The organism is Commensalibacter sp. W6292M3, from assembly GCF_016101315.1.
GTDB classification, from domain to species: Bacteria; Pseudomonadota; Alphaproteobacteria; order Acetobacterales; family Acetobacteraceae; genus Commensalibacter; species Commensalibacter melissae.
Genome location: NZ_JACFQT010000001.1, coordinates 874,036 through 891,830 on the forward strand (window position 1 = coordinate 874,036; position 17,795 = coordinate 891,830).

Below are 17,795 nucleotides of genomic sequence, written 5' to 3' on the forward strand. Positions count from 1 at the left end.
AAAACTTTATATAAGTTGAAAACCGTGAGACAATAATAATCTATTTTCTTTTTAAATAAAATAGAGTATGTTTGCGGTAAACTTATAACAATTATAAACATTGATATACACTATATACCTTACTACTTAACTTTTAACTTTAACAGGAGATGATGACCAAGTGCAGGTTTTGGTTAGAGACAATAATGTTGATCAAGCTTTGAAAGCTTTAAAAAAGAAAATGCAACGCGAGGGAATTTTCCGTGAAATGAAACTTCGTCGCCATTATGAAAAACCCTCTGAGCGACGTGCCCGTGAGGCTGCAGAAGCTGTAAGACGTGCGCGTAAAATGGAACGTAAACGTTTGGAACGTGAAGGTTTTTAATCCACAAAAGTTTTATTCTTATAAAAGAAATTAAATGATATTTCTTTTATAAGATATATTCTAAAGTAAATTTACATTTTACAATATCAGTTCTTATCACCAAAAATCCATTAATCTAAATTGAGCAAATAATATTAGATACGAATTAAATTTGCCCAAAATATTATATTGATAATGTTGATTACCAGCATTTCCTATACTGAACATAACCTTACATATCGTTGTAATTGATCTTATTCATCCAATGAATAATAATTTTTCAAAAGTTATGTTAAAAACTTTATATTCAATATTTTTAATTTTTTCCATTTAAATGATCAAGAATAAGTTTTCCCATCTCTTGCGTGTTTACCTCTTTTTTTCCCATACTCATAATATCCGGTGTACGATAATTTTGGTTTAATACCAATTTACATGCATTTACGATTTTCCGTGAATTTTGTTGTTCATTAAATGAATATTTCAACATCATCGCCAAAGAAAGAATTTGTGCCAAGGGGTTGGCTTTTCCTTGTCCAGCTATGTCTGGAGCACTGCCATGAATTGGTTCATACAATGCTGGAATAACCCCATTTGACTGTTTCTCCCCTAGTGTAGCTGAAGGCAACATACCCAAACTTCCCGTCAGCATTGCAGCCAAATCTGACAGAATATCCCCAAAAAGATTGCTGGTCAGAATAACATCAAATTGTGAGGGTTGACGGACCAATTGCATTGCACAATTATCTGCTAACATATGAGATAAATTGACATCTGGATACTCTTTTTGGTGAATCTCTGTCACCACTTCCTTCCATAAAAGACCGCTTTCCATCACATTACATTTATCAACAGAACAAACATGATTTTGGCGTTGACGAGCCAACTCAAAAGCTACACGGGCAATTCTTTCGATTTCTTTACTTGTATAAACTTCTGTATTGATTCCCTTACGAGTTCCGTCAGGTAATGTTTCAATTCCTCTGGGAGAACCAAAATAAACGCCTCCTGTGCTTTCGCGAACAATCATTAAATCCAAACCCTTAATGATCTCAGGTTTAACTGAACTGGCCTCAATCAGAGAATCAAAAACAATCGCTGAACGTAAATTGGCAAATAAGCCAAGTTCTTTACGTAAACCAATAATCCCTAATTCAGGTCGATTATTAAAATCAATATTATTCCACTTCGGTCCACCCACAGCTCCAAAAAGAACCGCATCAGCTTTTTTTGCTTTTTCAATAACCTTTTGAGTTAATGGTATTCCATTTTGATCTATGGATGCACCTCCAACCGCTTCATATTCAAGCTTGAAAGATAACGTCGAGTTTTTATCTGCCCACTCAAGTACTTTTACAGCCTGTTCCATGATTTCTGGACCAATCCCGTCCCCTGGCAAAACCAAAATTTTTTTTTCTTTTGTCATAAAAATTCTCGCAATAATAAAAATAATTAAAAATATTGTTTTTTTTTAACTTTATTAGTTTTAACAAAGAAAATGTAATTATCTATTACATAACCTAATTAAAAAAGCTTTAATTTTGAAAAAATAATTTTTGACCTGATTTATACATTGGTTTTTATTGTTAAGAATGAGTTTGCAAAAAAATTGTATAATTAATTTTAGACAAATATTTTTTCTTATAAAATAATTCAATCTAAAGACTAATGCCTAGTTTTGTGATTAATTAAATATAAAAAATGGCTCAGTTAAATAAATGAACCATTTATGAATAGAATTAATTATATATTATGTTCATCAATTATTATCTCAGGAAACCAGGGTTGCTTTTCCTTTCTGTTTTTTTCAAAATTTTTAATTGATTCAACATGTTGCATGGTTTGACCAATATCATCCAAACCTTCCAAAAGCAATTGACGGCGTAATGGGTCAATTTCAAATTTAATTTTTTCACCATCAGGTCGTATAATTTCTTGATGTACCAAATCAACCGTTATACGAGCATTTGCTCCCATTTTGGTATCCTCAACCAATTGTTCACAAATTTCCCTGGACACCTTTATCGGCAATATTCCGTTTTTAAATGCATTATTAAAAAAAATATCCGCAAAGGAAGGTGCAATTACACATCGTATTCCAAAATCAAGCAAAGCCCAAGGCGCATGTTCCCTGGACGAACCACAACCAAAATTTTCATAACTGATTAAAATTTTCGCCTGACGATACGGGTCACGATTAAGTATAAAATCATTTCGTTCATTTCCATTATCATCATAACGCCAAGAATAGAAAGCGAATTTACCCAAACCACTTCTTTTGGTCGTTTTGAGAAAACGAGCCGGTATTATTTTATCAGTATCAATATTTTCTTCGGGTAATGGAGCTGCAATTGCTGTCAAACTGTCAAATTTTTCCATCACATCATATCCCTTACATCCGTTAATTCACCTTTGATTGCAGCAGCGGCAGCCATGGCTGGAGATACTAAATGTGTTCTACTGCCAGGACCTTGACGACCTTCAAAATTACGATTGGATGTGGAAGCACATCTTTGTCCTGGTTCCAAACGATCTGGATTCATTGCCAAACACATGGAACAACCAGCTTCACGCCATTCAAAACCTGCCTCTTTGAATATTTTATCCAATCCTTCGGATTCAGCTTGTTTCTTAATTAATCCCGACCCGGGTACAGCCAGTCCCCAGACATGATCTGCAATTTTATGCCCTTTAAGAATATATGCAGCAGCCCGAAAATCTTCTATACGACTATTTGTACAAGAGCCTATAAAAACAGCATCAATTTTTGTACCGGCAATCGGTTGACCAACTTTCAGATCCATATAGTTCAACATACGTTTTTTTCTTTTACGTTGAGATTCATCCTTCAATTTTTCTGGATCTGGCACTTTATCTTTAATAGATATCACATCTTCTGGACTTGTTCCCCATGTTACCATAGGATCAAGATTGTTGACGTCTATATCTACAACTTTATCATAATGCGCCCCATCATCAGAAACCAAACTTTTCCAGTAAGCTACAGCGTCATCAAAATTTTTCCCTTTTGGTGCAAATGGACGCCCCTTAATATATTCAAAAGTAACTTCATCAGGTGCTATGATCCCGGCTCTGGCACCAGCTTCAATAGCCATGTTGCACAAGGTCATCCGCCCCGCCATATCAAGATTTCTTACCGCTGAACCAGTAAATTCTATTACATGTTCTGTTCCACCAGCTGTACCAATTCTTCCTATAACAGCAAGAATAATATCTTTCGCACTTACACCTGGTTTTAATTTACCTTCAATATTAATCTTAAAATTTTTGGCTGGTTTCTGTAGCAAAGTTTGGGTTGCCATCACATGTTCAACTTCTGAAGTTCCGATACCAAAAGCAAGCGAACCAAATGCACCATGGGTAGAAGTATGACTGTCACCACAAACAATAGTCATACCTGGTAATGTTATCCCTTCCTCGGGTCCAACAACATGGACGATCCCCTGACGGGCAGATTTTAATGGAATGAATGGAACACCAAATTCCCTAACATTTTTCTCTAAAACTTCTATCTGATGACGACTTTCTCCTTCCTCCATCGGTTTATCCCGATCTGTTGTGGGAACATTGTGATCAATAACTGCCATCATCGCTTCCGGACTGTGAATTTTACGTCCAGCCAACCGTAACCCTTCAAATGCCTGCGGGCTAGTAACCTCATGAATTAAGTGACGGTCAATATAAAGGAGTGCCGTACCATTTGGAAGTTGTTTTACCACGTGACTATCCCACAACTTATCAAACAAAGTACGAGCTTTCATTTTTTTATCCTTTTAAAATTTTATATTCAATAAGTTTATATATCCAAAATATCAAGAAACTAAAATAATTTATTCTGATAATTTTTATAAATTATCAGAATATAAAATAAAAAATCAGTTCAACCTGTTAAACAGATTCTGTTTTTTTATTAACATCGCGATTACGTTCTGCAATACGGGCTGACTTACCGCTACGACCACGCAAATAATATAGTTTTGCGCGACGAACATGACCATGACGGACAACCGTAATCGCAGAAATTGTTGGAGAATAAAGAGGAAACACACGTTCCACTCCTTCACCATTTGAAATTTTACGAACGGTAAAATTACTATTTAGTCCCTTATTTGAACGTGCAATTACGACACCCTCATAAGCCTGAACACGTTTACGTTCCCCTTCAACAACACGAACATCAACTCGTACTGTATCCCCAGGGAAAAATTCAGGAATGGCACGATCTGCTGTTAAACGAGCAATTTCGTCAACCTCATATTTTTGAATAATATCCATCATCTTTTCCTTTAACAATATATAAATTCAGTCATTATTTTTAAGGTTACCGTTACGCTGGTAACTGTCCCACAAATCTGGTCTGCGCATTCTGGTCACCATTTCAGCCTGTTCTTGACGCCATGCAGCAATTGCCCCATGATGTCCTGAAAGTAAAATCTCGGGCACGTCATATCCCTGCCACTTGGCAGGTTTCGTATAATGCGGATATTCCAAAAGACCTTCAGAAAAACTTTCTTCTTCCCCACTGGTATCAGATCCCATAACACCAGGTAACAGACGTATGCAGGCATCCATTAAAACAAGTGCGGCAGGCTCACCACCAGAAAGAATGTAGTCTCCAATAGAAATCTCCTCTATTGAATATTTTTGAAATATCCGATCATCAATCCCCTCATAGCGACCACAAATACAATATAAACCACTCCCTGATACAAACCGCAGAATATCTTTTTGTTGCAATACACGTCCTCGCGGCGAAAAATAAACAACTGGACGATCATCCTGCGGTAAAGTAGCCTGTAAGGCAGCATCAAGGATATCCACTCGAATAACCATTCCTGCCCCACCACCAAACGGCGTATCATCAACAGCCTTATGTTTGCCATGACCAAACTGACGCAAATCATGCGTTTTCAAAGTCCATTTTTCCTCTTTTAATGCTTTGCCCGCCAGGGAAAATTCCAAAAAGCCGGGAAACATCTCAGGAAATAAAGTCAACAATTCAATCTGCCAACACATTTCCCTTATTACCTTCATTAGGTGAAACCTCAATAAAATGAGGTAAACAGATTTTTACCCATCCCGCTTCAAGATCAATTACCGGTACACATTGCTTTGTAAAAGGAACAATAATGATTTCTTTGGAATCCAGTTTGATTTCAAGACTGGTACCCGCACCATAATCATGGACATGATCAATGATACCAAACGCTTCCTTTTGCTGATTGATTTTCTGAACACGAGCCTGCAAACCAATTAAATCTACCAAATAGAATTCCTCTTCTTCCAAATTTGAAAAAGAATCTCTTGTTACGTATAACTTACGGTTTGTCAGATGTTCGGCATTTGTTCTGGAATCAACAGGATTTTTATTTCCATCATAAAGGATGGCAATTGGTTCATTTTTCCAGATTAAAGACCAGCGCTCCCCATGATTATCAATCAGTTCCTTGTAATTTTGTAGATCTGCTGCCTTTTCCAGATACGAATAAACCCTTACCAGCCCGTTAACGCCATGGGGTTTACCGATCGTTGCAACATGAACCAACTGTTTTTTCATCAAAGGGGCAACCTTATTCAATAATCAACAATTAAGCCTCAGCTTCAGCTTCTTCTTTTTTCTTAGCTGCGGCTTCAGCACGTTCCTGGGCCTTTTTCTTCGGCGCAGACTTCTGAGGCTGTTCGTTATAGACAAATTTTTCCGCCAAACCAGCATTTGCCAAAAAACGTGCTACACGATCGGTTGCCTGTGCCCCTTTTGTCAACCAATAACTAATCCGTTCATTAAACAAACGAACTCTTTCAGCATGATCGGAAGGAAGCATGGGGTTATAAGAACCCACTTTTTCAATAAAACGTCCATCCCGAGGTGAACGGCTATCAGCAATAACTATGTGATAGTATGGACGTTTTTTTGACCCTGAACGGGATAAACGGATTTTAAGGCTCATTGATTCTTTTTCTCCAGATTCTAGCCATTAATGAAAGAAACTAACGCATCATCCCACCACCAGGTGGAGGCGTCATTCCTTTAGGTAAAAGAGCAGATAACCCCTGTCGCATTAAACCTTTAACGCCCAGCTTGTTAAACCGCTTCATCATGGAAGCCATCTGATCATATTGTTTTAACAACCGATTGACTTCCTGAACTGTTGTCCCCGATCCTGCCGCAATCCTTTTTTTACGAGATGCCTTAATAATATCAGGCTTTTTGCGTTCAGCCTTAGTCATTGATGAAATAATGGCCTGATGACGTTTAAGAATCGAGGTGTCTATCTCTTTATTGCCAAGTTTTTCTTTAACTTTTCCCATACCTGGGATCATGTCCATAATGTTGGAAATTGATCCCATTTTATTTATCTGTGAAATTTGAGTCGAATAATCATTCAAATCAAATTTTCCCTTGAGCATCTTCTTGGCAAGACGTTCATTTTCCTCTGTATCGAGAGTTTCAGAAGCTTTTTCAACCAGCCCCGCTATATCTCCCAATCCCAGAATACGGCTGGCGACACGTTCGGGATAGAATTCCTGTAACGCATCAACCTTTTCACCCATACCAACCAGCTTGATTGGGGCGCCAGTAATTGCCCGCATTGATAATGCGGCACCACCTCGTGCATCCCCATCCATACGGGTCATAACAACACCCGTAATCCCAACTTTCTCATTGAAATGCTTGGCTGTGTTAACCGCATCTTGCCCTGTCATAGCATCAACGACAAGAAGGGTTTCAACAGGCTGAACCGCATCTCTGATATTTTGAACCTCCTGCATCAAAACATCATCAATCGCCAAACGTCCAGCTGTATCCAGGATAACAATATCATATCCCTCTAAACGACCGATCTCCATGGCCCGTTTGGCAATTTGCAATGGATTTTGTCCCTCGATAATTGGTAATGCAGTTACGCGTATCTGATTGGCCAATTGCTGCAATTGCAATTGGGCGGCAGGACGATAGGTATCCAAACTGGCAAGCAATATTTTCTTGCGTTCACGACGATTTAGGAAATATGCAATCTTTGCCGAAGTCGTGGTTTTACCAGATCCTTGCAAACCCACCATCAAATAAGGAATAGGTGGCGCAGCATTCAATGCAAGAGGTACAGCACCTGATCCACCCAATGCATCAATCAATGCATCATTTACAATTTTGGCAATTGCCTGACCAGGTGAAATATTGTGCAAGACTTCCTGACCAACAGATTTTTCCTGAACCTTTTTAACAAATTCCTTGACAACAGGCAAAGCAACGTCGGCATCAAGCATTGCCAAACGGATCTCACGCATGGCCTCATTAACGTCTTCCTGAGACAATGCCCCCCGTTTCGAAAGTCCGTCAAATACGCCAGAAAGTTTACCAGATAAACGGTTAAACACGTTTTTTTCCTACATTTACACAATAAATAACGCGTTACTGCACGAGCCTTCGTGAGGTAACGTTTCTTAATCTAGAAAATAGAATTAACCTGATTTTTAATTGGTTGTCAATTGAATAATTGTTTAATAAGAAGCATGTTGTTCAATTCTATCTGTCACCATGCTTCTTATAAAAAGCTTCAGCTAATTATTGATTATTATTGAGCTTGGTTAGGCGCAACCATTGGTGCTGCGGTTCCATTTGTTGCTGTTTGACGCATCTGTCCACGCAATAACTGCATTTGACCATGAATGTCCTTCATCTTGATGATACGCGCTTTTAACTGAACCAACTGGTCTGGCGTCAAAATGTTACGAAGGGCAAGTAATGTCTTGGTATGATTTTCAGCAGTTTCTCTGTGAAGTTTTTCCAATTTATCCACAAATGGATCAAGATTTCCTTTTGTTACTTTACCAGGTGCCAATAAAGCATTTGCCATATCTCTATGTACAGCCTCAACTTGCTGACGAGTGGTTTCTTCCTTTAATCGAGCACTATCGACGATTACCTTGGCTTTTGCCTGTTGTTCGGCGCTAAGATTAAGATTTTCGAACATGTATCCCAATGGACCAACCGCAGGTCCAAATATGCCACCGGGAGGTGGAGGTGGAGGTGTCATTCCAACAGGTTGGGCCATTGCGGATACCATACTGCCAAGGCTTAGACCGCCGGCAACAACCAAAGAGGTTAACATTTTCTTATTAAACATAAAAAGCCATCCTTTCTTTATTGAAAAGCAATAAAAGGTTTGGACTCTTTTATCACTTAGTTCAATTTTATCAAAGTTTTAGGCAAAAGTATGAAGATTTTTTATATTTATTACAAAATAATTTTAAAAATGTGTTTTTTGAGTTTCATTGTTTTTCATGAATATATGGATTCTTGCTATCTCTGAATTGCAAACGGATTGGCGTTCCAGGCATATCAAAAATTTCACGCAAACCGTTCATCAAATATCTCTGATAATCCAGGGGAAGTTTTGAAGTTCTAGTTCCAAATAATATGAAGGTTGGTGGTCGGGCCTTGGACTGCGTGATGTAACGTAATTTTAATCTGCGTCCATCAATCATGGGAGGGGCATGCCTCAAAATAGCCTCTTCAAACCAACGGTTCAATTCCCCTGTCGGAATACGTTTGTTCCAAACATCATAGGCTTTTCGAACCGCGGGTATTAATTTATGAACCCCTCGACCTGTAAGAGCTGAAAAAGCAATGATAGGAATGCCATGCATTTGTGAAAGCGACATCTCAATTCTATCTCTTATAGTCTGGCGGGTGGCCACCCTATCCTTTAAAATATCCCACTTATTAAGCGCAATAACGCAACAGCGTCCTTCTCTTTCAATTAGACGGGCAATTTGTAAATCCTGTTCATGAATGCCCAATTCAGCATCAATAACCAAGACAACCACTTCGGCCATTTTAAGGGCTTCAATACTGGCAGAGACAGACATTTTTTCAAGTGTCTCATCAATTCTGGCTTTTCTCCTCAATCCGGCGGTATCAACCAATTCAATTTCCCCTTTTTCATCGTGAAAGGATACTGAAATTGAATCCCGTGTTAATCCAGCTTCCGGCCCGGTGATTAAACGCTGCTCCCCTATCAATTGATTGATCAAAGTTGATTTGCCGGCATTGGGACGTCCCACAATTGCCAATCTCAATGGTTTATCTTCAGAGTTTTCCAATGATATATTTAATGCCGAATTATCCTGGAACTGTTCAATTGGAAGCACCGCCTCAATCCGGTCTACAAGATCCATGATACCTTCACCATGCTCTGCAGAAACAGGAATGGGTTCCCCCAAACCAAATTTATACATTTCCAAGGCGGCTACATTTCCGGAATGACCTTCGGCCTTATTCACAACCAAAAGAATTTTACGCCCCTGTTTTCTCAACCATTGCGCAAAATGTTCATCAACAGGTGTTATACCCATTCTGGCATCAACACAAAAAAGAATCACATCTGCCATATCAACCGCCCGTTCGGAGGATATACGCATACGACCATGAACAGTTTCGGGATCATCCTCTTCCCATCCAGCCGTATCAATTAAGGTAACGGGGCGATCGTTTAGAAGAATGTCAACTGATTTCCGATCTCGTGTCACCCCCGGCTGATCGCTTACAATTGCAAAGCGTCTTCCCGCCAGCCGATTGAATAATGTCGATTTACCGACATTAGGACGACCCGCGATCACAATAACAGGCAATTTGTGTTTAGCCAATGTCACGTATTTTATTTCCTAACCAAAAGCAGTTAATTTACCATCTTGCCCCAGGATCAGCAAACGCTCATTTACAACCACCGGAGCTAGAGCGGGAGTTATACCTGTTTTAACAATATTGGTTATTTTACCTGATGCCGGACTGAAGGTTACCAGTCCAATATCGTTAAAATCACTGATACAGATAAGTTGTCCGCCTGCCAATACAGGACCATACCAAGCAATGGGATCTTTATATTTTTCCATATTCTTGAAACGTCTCAGTTGAGTGACCCAACGAACCCGACCCGTTACACGGTCGAGACAAGCCAGTTGCTGATCAAGGGAAAGAACAAATAACCAATCGCCAATAACAACCATTGAATTTTGACCTGAAACTTCACGTTCCCAAATACGTCGACCAGACCTTAAATCCAGTGCCACCAAGATTGAACCGATACTTATAGCATATACCGTACCATCAGCAATTACAGGAAGCGCACTGATTGCCGCAAAATCCACAAAAGCATTACGACCATTTCGACCCAGCGTATCAGTCCAAATCTGCTCCCCGGTATTTGCCCGCAACGCAATCAAATCTCCTGATCCAAAGCCTGCGACAAGAATGCCTTCTGAATAGGCTGGTGCTGGCTGACCAAATAATTTTGTTTGAACACTGCCTGTACTATAGGACCATAACTGATTTCCCGTTTTTGTATCCAAACAAAATAACCGTCCATCAATGGTGCCAAAAAACAATAACTGGTTTACGATTGTTGGTGCGGAACGACCAGGTGTACCAACATCCACACGCCATACAACCTTTCCCGTTTCCCGATCCACCCTCAAAGTTTCGGCCACGCCATCCACAATATATAAAGCATCCTCGGTTAATCCAATACCACCTCCCAAATTACTTGACCTTGATTTTTTCTTTTTGGGATTTAGCCGCCATAGCAACTTACGTGATTGCCAATCAAACGCAGTTACCTTACCCACAGCATCCATTGTGAAAAAATGATTGCCATCTATAACCGGAGTTGTATTGATGATACCCTGGCCTTTTGATCCCAGCGCAATATAGGATAAAGGGCTTGGTTCGGAATTTCCTGATCCGATACTGCAACTCCACATTCTATGCACGCCACCCATCGCACTGTGAATTGAGGCATGATCAGCCGTTCTTCCCTCAAGCATCCATTTCTCGTCGATAACTGGTGATGGAATAGTGATTGGAGTTTTGTCACTATGATCGACCATCAGTCCGGCACCAGTACTAAAAACGTCTATTCGTTTACCAATAATAACAGGTTTATTATCCTTATGCCCGCAAGCTGCCAAAGCCATTCCAGTTGCGGTTGTCGCAAGAATCGATCGACGTGAAAATTTCTTTTTTATAGGTAGAATATCTTGCATCGTTAAACCCTTTTATTCGCTGCAATAACCTGCAACATCACATTTGCCCTTTTCCGTAGTTCTGGACTGGCATTCATATCCGTAGATAAACGTCCAAAAACCTGTTTCGCCTCTATAACTTTACCAGTTTTAAGATCCAAAATCGCCTCACACTCTCGTGCCAAAGCATACCAGGGAGTCTTGTGATCCAACAATTCTCTGATACGATTATGTAATTCACCTGGATCTACATTATCAAGATGGTTTTCAATCCACAATAAATTAGCCAGATTACGAAAATCAGGCGATGCAGTTTTATCAAATCTCAAAGCTTCCCAAATTGCGGATGCCTCTTTAAGCTTTCCCTGATCCAGTAGTAATGATGCTTGTTTTAATTGTGCCAATGCCCGTATAGATTGGGGAGAATGATTGGATATATGGTTGAATTCACCAATGATCTGGTCAACCATCTTATCATCTTTGGATTGAGGAGATAACTGTACTGTTTTTTGCATGACCTGCATATAAGAATTTGATGCATTTACAATTTTCTTATGCTTTTGCCAATGATTAAACTGTAAAAGACCAAATACGGCCAGACCAGCAATAATAACAACTATTGCCAATTTAGCATAACGTCTCATGAAATAATGCAGTTTTTCTGTCCGTAATTCTTCATCTATTTCTTTAAACAGGTCTTCTGACACTTACAGTTTCTCCTTTGTGCGTTTATTATGACTTGAATTTGGCAGTTTTTTTATTTTCCACCTGTTGCATTTTTTAATTTTTTACTTCCATCGACAATCGTGGCACGCATTTTAGTAAGGTTGGCAGTAATTCTAGCATTCATTTCAGCGCTAACTTTTTGGATCGATTCCATTTCATTTTTTGCTTTTTGGCTAATGGCAACCTGTTTTGCATGCGCCTGTTTTGAAATACATCCATAATACACATGAACAGCCTTGTTATAATTATTAAACTGCTCAACACTGGCATTGTATTTGGTAACATTGCTTACGTTTATCACTGGTGACTTGGGTTCATTGCCACAGGATGCAGTCCAATCCTGTGCAAAAGCAGCCACGCCGGGTATTGGAGAAAATCCAATCATAGCGGTCAAAATGAATTTTTTCATCGGATATTTCCTTTCGATGATAAAGTTAGATATGATGCAGACTTATGGTAGAAAATCTACCAAATCTCCGTCAGGTTTCCCACAAATTTCATTATCCTGCATCACGATTTTACCTTTTACGATTGTTGCAACAGGCCATCCTTTCACTTCCATTTGATCATAAGGTGTCCAACCTGCCGGTGAAACAATCCAGTCATTGGTGATACGACGATTAGTTTTCATATCAACCAGGGTGAAATCCGCATCATAACCGACCTGAATTCGTCCTTTTGTAGGCATGCCATATATTCTTGCCGGATTAGATGCCATTAAATCGACCAAACGACCAAGCGATAATCGTCCCTCATTTACATGATTCAACATGAGTGGCACGAGAGTCTGTACACCCAGCATTCCTGATGGACAGCATAGCCATGGTTTTGCCTTGGCTTCTGGATCATGGGGCGCATGATCCGAGGAAACGATATCAACCACACCATTCTCAATCCCTCTCCAGCACGCATCATAGTGTCTTTTATCACGGATAGGAGGATTCATCACCGCCAAACCTCCTAACCGTTCATAACATTCCGGTGCGATTTGGGTTAGATGATTTCCTAGCACTTCAACGGTTGCGATATCTTTATAATCAACCAACCATTCAAGTTCTTCCTGGGTCGTTGTATGCAAGATATGCGCGGGTCGACCTGTTTTACGGGCTAATTTTATGATACGTCGTGTTCCAAGAAATGCACATTCCTCATCACGCCACAAACGATGATTTTCATAAGGCATACCCTCACAGAATAACTTTTTCCTAGTCTGTAAACGATATTCATCCTCGGCATGATAACATACTCGGCGATGACCATACCGCATGATATTTTCAAGGCTTTCATCATCTTCCACCATTAAGGAACCGGTTGAAGAGCCGGCGTAAACCTTGATACCACACACCCCTTTCATCGTTTCGAGCTTGGGTAGGTTTTGCGTATTTTCCCTTGTGGCACCAACGTAAAATCCAAAATTAACCCAGCTTGTCTTCCTTGCCCTTTCTTGTTTCCATATGATCATTTCCTTATCCGCTGTGGGAGGATTTGTATTGGGCATATCAAAAACAGTGGTCAATCCACCCATCGCTGCCGCTTTTGTCCCGGTTTCAATTGTTTCAACCATATCATTTCCCGGTTCGCGAAAATGCACATGACAATCCATCAAACCTGGAAGAACATAAAGACCCTTCGCATCAATAATCTTTTCGGCAGCATCACTTGATTGAACAGACAGGGATTGAATACGCCCTTTGATTACACCAATACCGGTTTCATATTGTCCCCATGGTAAAACACAATTACCATTTTTAATTATCAGATCGTAATGCACAAGCAAAATCCTTTATCAATCCATTAAAACTTCTAAAACATTTCCCAGCGGATTTTTCCCAACAATATGCACCTGATGCCATATTGCATAAAATAAAATATTCCAAGCCATAAATCGTTCCTTGCGTCCAGATGCCTTTTCAAATAAAGATCTCACATTTGATAAGGAAATTTTGTTACCAATATCTGTCTGACAAAAAACCGCCTGGGCCAATTCATTGGCGTGCTGTTCGATCCACAAACCAATTGGAACACTAAATCCAGATTTTTTGGCAAAAGGTTGTGCTAGAGGAAACTGCCATTCAAGCCATTTGCGTAATATCCATTTCCCTTGGCCATTTCTTATTTTCAAATGATCTTCAAGATTGAAGGCGAATGCTGCAATTTTTTTATCCAGAAATGGGACTCTTCCCTCAATAGAATGAGCCATGAGACAACGATCAAGCTTGATTAGAAGATCATTGGGTAACCAATCATTCATATCAATTTTTTGAGCATTTTTCAGGCGTGAATCATTTTTATCCTGCAATTTATATTGTAATCTGAAATAATTTTTCCATTCGCTGGAAACGGAATGAAGGAAAAAATTGTCTCGTTCAAAAATACCCTTGCGATAAAGTCTTTTACCGCCTAGCCAAACAGATTTTGCTGCTTTACGATATCGTCCATAACCTGCAAATAATTCATCACCACCCTCACCAGATAAAATAACCTTAACTATGGATCTGGCCTCATTTGCAAGAAACCATGTTGGGATAATTGCATAATCGGCAACAGGATCATCCATACAAGCAATAATTTTAGGTAAATGTCTGAAAACATCCTGCTGATTTATGGTGACGCAATGATGTTGAATACCTATTTCCTTTGCCAATGATGCCGCCTGTAATGCTTCATCCTTAACATAGCCAGAATCATTATTTATCTCAAAACGGGCTGTCCAGGCATGAAGACGATTAATTCGTCCCAGACGCTGCATCATTTTCAATATAATTGAGCTATCGATACCACTTGATAGAAAAAGTCCGAATGGCACATCAGAACGTTCATGAATACGAATCGAATCTTCCAAAAGACTATCAAGCTGATTTAAAGCTTTTTTCTCATCTGTAATCATAGACCTTGTTTTTGGAAAACAAGACTGTGTTTGCCGATGAATAATTTCACCATTTCGGATTATCAGGGTTTCACCAGGTAAAATCCGATAAATATTATTATAGATTGTTTTATAGCCCGGTATGAATTGCAATTGCAACAATGTATCGACTGCAGACTGATTTATATCATCATGCCTAACAAAACCTGCCTTGATAATTGCTTGCGCTTCAGAAGCAAATACAACACCCTGTTCTACACTAGCATAGTATAAAGGTTTTATACCAAAGGGATCACGGCTTAAAACAAGCGTTTTTTCATCTATGTCAACCATGGCAACTCCATACATACCACGTAGGGAATTCACATAATCGGCATGAAATTTCTGCCATAAGGGAAGGATTACCTCACAATCGCTTCCCGTTTTAAAAATATAATTCTTAAAAAGATGGCGTAATTCGGGACTGTTATATATTTCACCATTTGCAATCAAAACCTGTTGACTGTCATTGGATAGAGGTTGTTTTCCCCCTTCTATATCAATAATGGAAAGACGCGAATGCAACAAAACAACATGACTATTTTCCCATGATCCGTTTCCATCAGGACCCCGGTGATGCAAAGCCTCCAATAAGATCTTTTTTTGATGTTCAGAAATGCTGTGGCCATCTTTCAAGGCAATTCCTGCTATTCCGCACATCAGATTTTCTCAATTCTCGTTAAAAATTCATACCATTTTTGTAAAACAGTCGCCTGACTAAATTCCCTTTCGAATTTTTGACGTCCTGCAATTGCAATTCTTTGAGATAATGCCGCATCATTTGTCAAGGACGCGATAGCCTTTGATAAGGCTGTTTCATCTTCCAGAGGGGTTAGGAGACCATTTTTCCCATTGTCTATCAATTCCACAGGTCCTTGCGCAGCCAATGCAACCACCGGTTTAGTCGCGGAAAAACCTTCTAGAACTATATTACCCAAAGGTTCATGACGAGAGGAGCAAACCAGAATATCGCAAGCCTGGATAATACCTGATATATCCCCAATCCATCCAGGCATATGGACACGATCTTGAACCTTTAAGAATCTTGCCAAATTTTCAAGCTTTTGACGCTCCTCACCTTCCCCAGCTATAAGCAAATGGGTATTTACAAGATTAGGCATCGCCTTTATAAGAATATCAAATCCTTTATTAACGTGCAGTCTACCCAACGCCAGTAAAAACGGTGCGTTATTGGGAATATAAGAGGGACGTCTTGCACATGCATCGGGAAATGTTCTTGCAAAATTGGGAACATGATGAACGCGATTTTCCGGCCATCCTTGGTTTTTGATCCATTCTACAATTCCTTTGGTATTTCCAACCAGATGATCACATTGCCTGTAATATTTTAAATCATAAAACCCGCCTAAACGTCCCACGTTTATCCAATCACCCCTTGGCATAAAAGAGGCCGCCCTATTCATCCAAGCCACCGCTACTCTTGGTGAAAAATCCTTTAGAATTCTTTTTAGTTCATACTTCGTTGAAAGATCCAACAACCCACCGAATCGTAATTCATGGGAGAATAAACCAACTTCGGTAAATTTCCGTTTACGATCGGAATTTTTCCGTATAATAGGTAATACAGACAATTTTTGAAGATGCTGGGCAATACATAATCGCTCGAAAAACAATTCTGCCCCACCATTAACCGCTCCCGCCATAATGTGTGCAATACGGAAATTTGATGGATTGCTCATATTTACAAAACTTATTCCTAAATTACATTTTAATCATTTTGCCTATCTTGTTTATTATAGGTTTCCAAAAGATTCTGAAAAGCATTATAAACTTCATCAACAGTTAAGTTTTCCATATTTGCCACTCCATTTCCACTCGACGCTGACAACCCTTGAGCATGGTTCCCGGCTGGCTCATATTCAGACAATTTACTTGGTCCAAACAAACCAAGTACTGGAATTTGACAAGCGGCGGCCAAATGCATCAAACCTGAATCATTACCTATAAAACCTTTACAACGTGATAATAAAGCGGCAACTTCTGTTAAAGTATTTTGACCACCACTATCTATAACTGGCAGACTGGTCCTTTTCATTGGATCCACAAGATTAAACTCTTGACTTCCTGGCCCATAAAAAAGAACGAATTCATAATCCTTATTATAAACCAAAAGTTTTTTTGCCACTTGAATAAACCGTTCGATTGGCCAAATCTTGCCAATCCAATTTGCGGTTGGTGCCAAGGCAATATAATGGTTGGCAGGCAATTTTTCTGCAGCCATTTTTTTATTTTTTTCATCAATCCATACTACTGGTAAAGGTGTATAGGGCAATGATAATGACCTGGCCAAATAATGCACGCGATGTTCCTTAATCCTTCCACCACGTACAATGCATTTTTTTCTTGTTCTTAAAAAATAGCCTATTCCTGAACCACGAAGATCAATCACCAAATCCCAGGATTGCATCGCACATTGTGACCATAATAACAACCAATGAAAATCAAAGCGGTATTTATTCATAACCAATGTCTTGTCACGCCTTGGCATTGCATCGAAAAGACCAGCAGCCACTGGTCCGCAAGCGATTGTAAACTTTGCTTGTGGATAGGTTTGTAACAAATAATCAAGTATTCCGGTTGAAATTACGGCGTCTCCCAATCGGGTAGAGGTGATAAACAGAATTTTCCTGATTGAAGATACCGTCATGCAAACCCTTATTCTTTCAATCCAAATTAAATAATATATAAGTTGGCAATTTAAAACAGTTTAATTCAAAGCTATTTATCATTTAATTAATTAAATGATAATTAAGATAG

18 protein-coding genes are annotated in these 17,795 nt (G+C 39.3%); 1 reads left to right on the forward strand and 17 read right to left on the reverse strand.

The genetic code is table 11. From position 1 onward, the window contains the following. Window positions 1-160 precede the first annotated feature (160 nt). Window positions 161-364: a 30S ribosomal protein S21 gene (gene rpsU, locus H3T57_RS03965; RefSeq protein WP_084440514.1), complete on the forward strand. Its 204-nt coding sequence runs from the start codon at window positions 161-163 to the stop codon at window positions 362-364. A 295-nt stretch (window positions 365-659) separates the two neighbouring features. On the opposite strand, the gene leuB is transcribed toward rpsU, so the two are convergent. The 17 genes from leuB to H3T57_RS04050 form a co-directional block, all read right to left on the reverse strand. Continuing rightward, the gene (gene leuB / locus H3T57_RS03970; RefSeq protein WP_198193261.1) at window positions 660-1,769 is read right to left on the reverse strand and encodes a 3-isopropylmalate dehydrogenase; all 1,110 of its coding nucleotides are present in this window, start codon (window positions 1,767-1,769) and stop codon (window positions 660-662) included. A 317-nt stretch (window positions 1,770-2,086) separates the two neighbouring features. Then, window positions 2,087-2,722: a 3-isopropylmalate dehydratase small subunit gene (leuD, locus tag H3T57_RS03975; RefSeq protein ID WP_155569147.1), complete on the reverse strand. Its 636-nt coding sequence runs from the start codon at window positions 2,720-2,722 to the stop codon at window positions 2,087-2,089. Then, window positions 2,722-4,125 carry a 3-isopropylmalate dehydratase large subunit gene (leuC, locus tag H3T57_RS03980; protein WP_198193262.1) on the reverse strand — a complete coding sequence of 468 codons (1,404 nt, stop codon included), beginning with the start codon at window positions 4,123-4,125 and terminating at the stop codon, window positions 2,722-2,724. The genes leuD and leuC overlap by 1 nt, the downstream gene beginning before the upstream one ends. Before the next feature lie 127 nt (window positions 4,126-4,252). Beyond that, the gene (gene rplS, locus H3T57_RS03985) at window positions 4,253-4,639 is read right to left on the reverse strand and encodes a 50S ribosomal protein L19 (RefSeq protein ID WP_110438906.1); all 387 of its coding nucleotides are present in this window, start codon (window positions 4,637-4,639) and stop codon (window positions 4,253-4,255) included. A gap of 27 nt (window positions 4,640-4,666) precedes the next feature. Next, entirely contained in the window at window positions 4,667-5,380 is a 714-nt protein-coding gene (trmD, locus tag H3T57_RS03990; RefSeq protein WP_198193263.1) for a tRNA (guanosine(37)-N1)-methyltransferase TrmD, read from the reverse strand. Continuing rightward, window positions 5,364-5,921 carry a ribosome maturation factor RimM gene (rimM, locus tag H3T57_RS03995; RefSeq protein WP_198193264.1) on the reverse strand — a complete coding sequence of 186 codons (558 nt, stop codon included), beginning with the start codon at window positions 5,919-5,921 and terminating at the stop codon, window positions 5,364-5,366. The genes trmD and rimM overlap by 17 nt, the downstream gene beginning before the upstream one ends. 31 nt (window positions 5,922-5,952) lie before the next feature. Beyond that, the gene (rpsP, locus tag H3T57_RS04000; RefSeq protein WP_110438903.1) at window positions 5,953-6,312 is read right to left on the reverse strand and encodes a 30S ribosomal protein S16; all 360 of its coding nucleotides are present in this window, start codon (window positions 6,310-6,312) and stop codon (window positions 5,953-5,955) included. A 40-nt stretch (window positions 6,313-6,352) separates the two neighbouring features. Next, the gene (gene ffh, locus H3T57_RS04005; protein WP_198193265.1) at window positions 6,353-7,741 is read right to left on the reverse strand and encodes a signal recognition particle protein; all 1,389 of its coding nucleotides are present in this window, start codon (window positions 7,739-7,741) and stop codon (window positions 6,353-6,355) included. 197 nt (window positions 7,742-7,938) lie between these two features. Beyond that, complete coding sequence (locus H3T57_RS04010) at window positions 7,939-8,490, reverse strand: Spy/CpxP family protein refolding chaperone (RefSeq protein ID WP_155566700.1); 552 nt, start codon at window positions 8,488-8,490, stop codon at window positions 7,939-7,941. A 145-nt stretch (window positions 8,491-8,635) separates the two neighbouring features. Next, window positions 8,636-10,012, reverse strand: a complete 1,377-nt coding sequence (der, locus tag H3T57_RS04015) for a ribosome biogenesis GTPase Der (protein WP_232349761.1) — start codon at window positions 10,010-10,012, stop codon at window positions 8,636-8,638. Between the two features lie 18 nt (window positions 10,013-10,030). Continuing rightward, a complete protein-coding gene (locus H3T57_RS04020) occupies window positions 10,031-11,407 on the reverse strand; it encodes a PQQ-binding-like beta-propeller repeat protein (RefSeq protein WP_155568001.1) in 1,377 nt (458 codons plus the stop codon). A 2-nt stretch (window positions 11,408-11,409) separates the two neighbouring features. Then, on the reverse strand, window positions 11,410-12,093 hold the full coding sequence (locus tag H3T57_RS04025; protein WP_155565325.1) for a tetratricopeptide repeat protein: 684 nt from the start codon (window positions 12,091-12,093) through the stop codon (window positions 11,410-11,412). Between the two features lie 50 nt (window positions 12,094-12,143). After that, window positions 12,144-12,521 (reverse strand): hypothetical protein, encoded by a 378-nt coding sequence (locus H3T57_RS04030; RefSeq protein ID WP_198193267.1) that lies wholly within the window; start codon window positions 12,519-12,521, stop codon window positions 12,144-12,146. A 42-nt stretch (window positions 12,522-12,563) separates the two neighbouring features. Beyond that, window positions 12,564-13,883: a dihydroorotase gene (locus H3T57_RS04035; RefSeq protein WP_198193268.1), complete on the reverse strand. Its 1,320-nt coding sequence runs from the start codon at window positions 13,881-13,883 to the stop codon at window positions 12,564-12,566. Between the two features lie 15 nt (window positions 13,884-13,898). After that, complete coding sequence (gene asnB / locus H3T57_RS04040) at window positions 13,899-15,677, reverse strand: asparagine synthase (glutamine-hydrolyzing) (protein ID WP_198193269.1); 1,779 nt, start codon at window positions 15,675-15,677, stop codon at window positions 13,899-13,901. Further along, the gene (locus tag H3T57_RS04045) at window positions 15,677-16,717 is read right to left on the reverse strand and encodes a glycosyltransferase (RefSeq protein ID WP_198193270.1); all 1,041 of its coding nucleotides are present in this window, start codon (window positions 16,715-16,717) and stop codon (window positions 15,677-15,679) included. Before H3T57_RS04045 ends, asnB begins: the two co-directional genes overlap by 1 nt. A 29-nt stretch (window positions 16,718-16,746) precedes the next feature. After that, window positions 16,747-17,685, reverse strand: coding sequence for a glycosyltransferase family 9 protein (locus tag H3T57_RS04050; RefSeq protein WP_198193271.1), 939 nt, complete (start codon window positions 17,683-17,685; stop codon window positions 16,747-16,749). Window positions 17,686-17,795 lie beyond the last annotated feature (110 nt).

Bases quoted from the DNA above. Each gene is read 5' to 3' on its own strand.
- asnB (WP_198193269.1), bottom strand. From the start codon at position 15,677: ATGTGCGGAATAGCAGGAATTGCCTTGAAAGATGGCCACAGCATTTCT.
- H3T57_RS04020 (WP_155568001.1), bottom strand. From the start codon at position 11,407: ATGCAAGATATTCTACCTATAAAAAAGAAATTTTCACGTCGATCGATT.
- trmD (WP_198193263.1), bottom strand. From the start codon at position 5,380: ATGTGTTGGCAGATTGAATTGTTGACTTTATTTCCTGAGATGTTTCCC.
- leuD (WP_155569147.1), bottom strand. From the start codon at position 2,722: ATGGAAAAATTTGACAGTTTGACAGCAATTGCAGCTCCATTACCCGAA.
- leuC (WP_198193262.1), bottom strand. From the start codon at position 4,125: ATGAAAGCTCGTACTTTGTTTGATAAGTTGTGGGATAGTCACGTGGTA.
- H3T57_RS04030 (WP_198193267.1), bottom strand. From the start codon at position 12,521: ATGAAAAAATTCATTTTGACCGCTATGATTGGATTTTCTCCAATACCC.
- rimM (WP_198193264.1), bottom strand. From the start codon at position 5,921: ATGAAAAAACAGTTGGTTCATGTTGCAACGATCGGTAAACCCCATGGC.
- H3T57_RS04045 (WP_198193270.1), bottom strand. From the start codon at position 16,717: ATGAGCAATCCATCAAATTTCCGTATTGCACACATTATGGCGGGAGCG.
- H3T57_RS04010 (WP_155566700.1), bottom strand. From the start codon at position 8,490: ATGTTTAATAAGAAAATGTTAACCTCTTTGGTTGTTGCCGGCGGTCTA.
- rplS (WP_110438906.1), bottom strand. From the start codon at position 4,639: ATGGATATTATTCAAAAATATGAGGTTGACGAAATTGCTCGTTTAACA.
- leuB (WP_198193261.1), bottom strand. From the start codon at position 1,769: ATGACAAAAGAAAAAAAAATTTTGGTTTTGCCAGGGGACGGGATTGGT.
- H3T57_RS04050 (WP_198193271.1), bottom strand. From the start codon at position 17,685: ATGACGGTATCTTCAATCAGGAAAATTCTGTTTATCACCTCTACCCGA.
- rpsP (WP_110438903.1), bottom strand. From the start codon at position 6,312: ATGAGCCTTAAAATCCGTTTATCCCGTTCAGGGTCAAAAAAACGTCCA.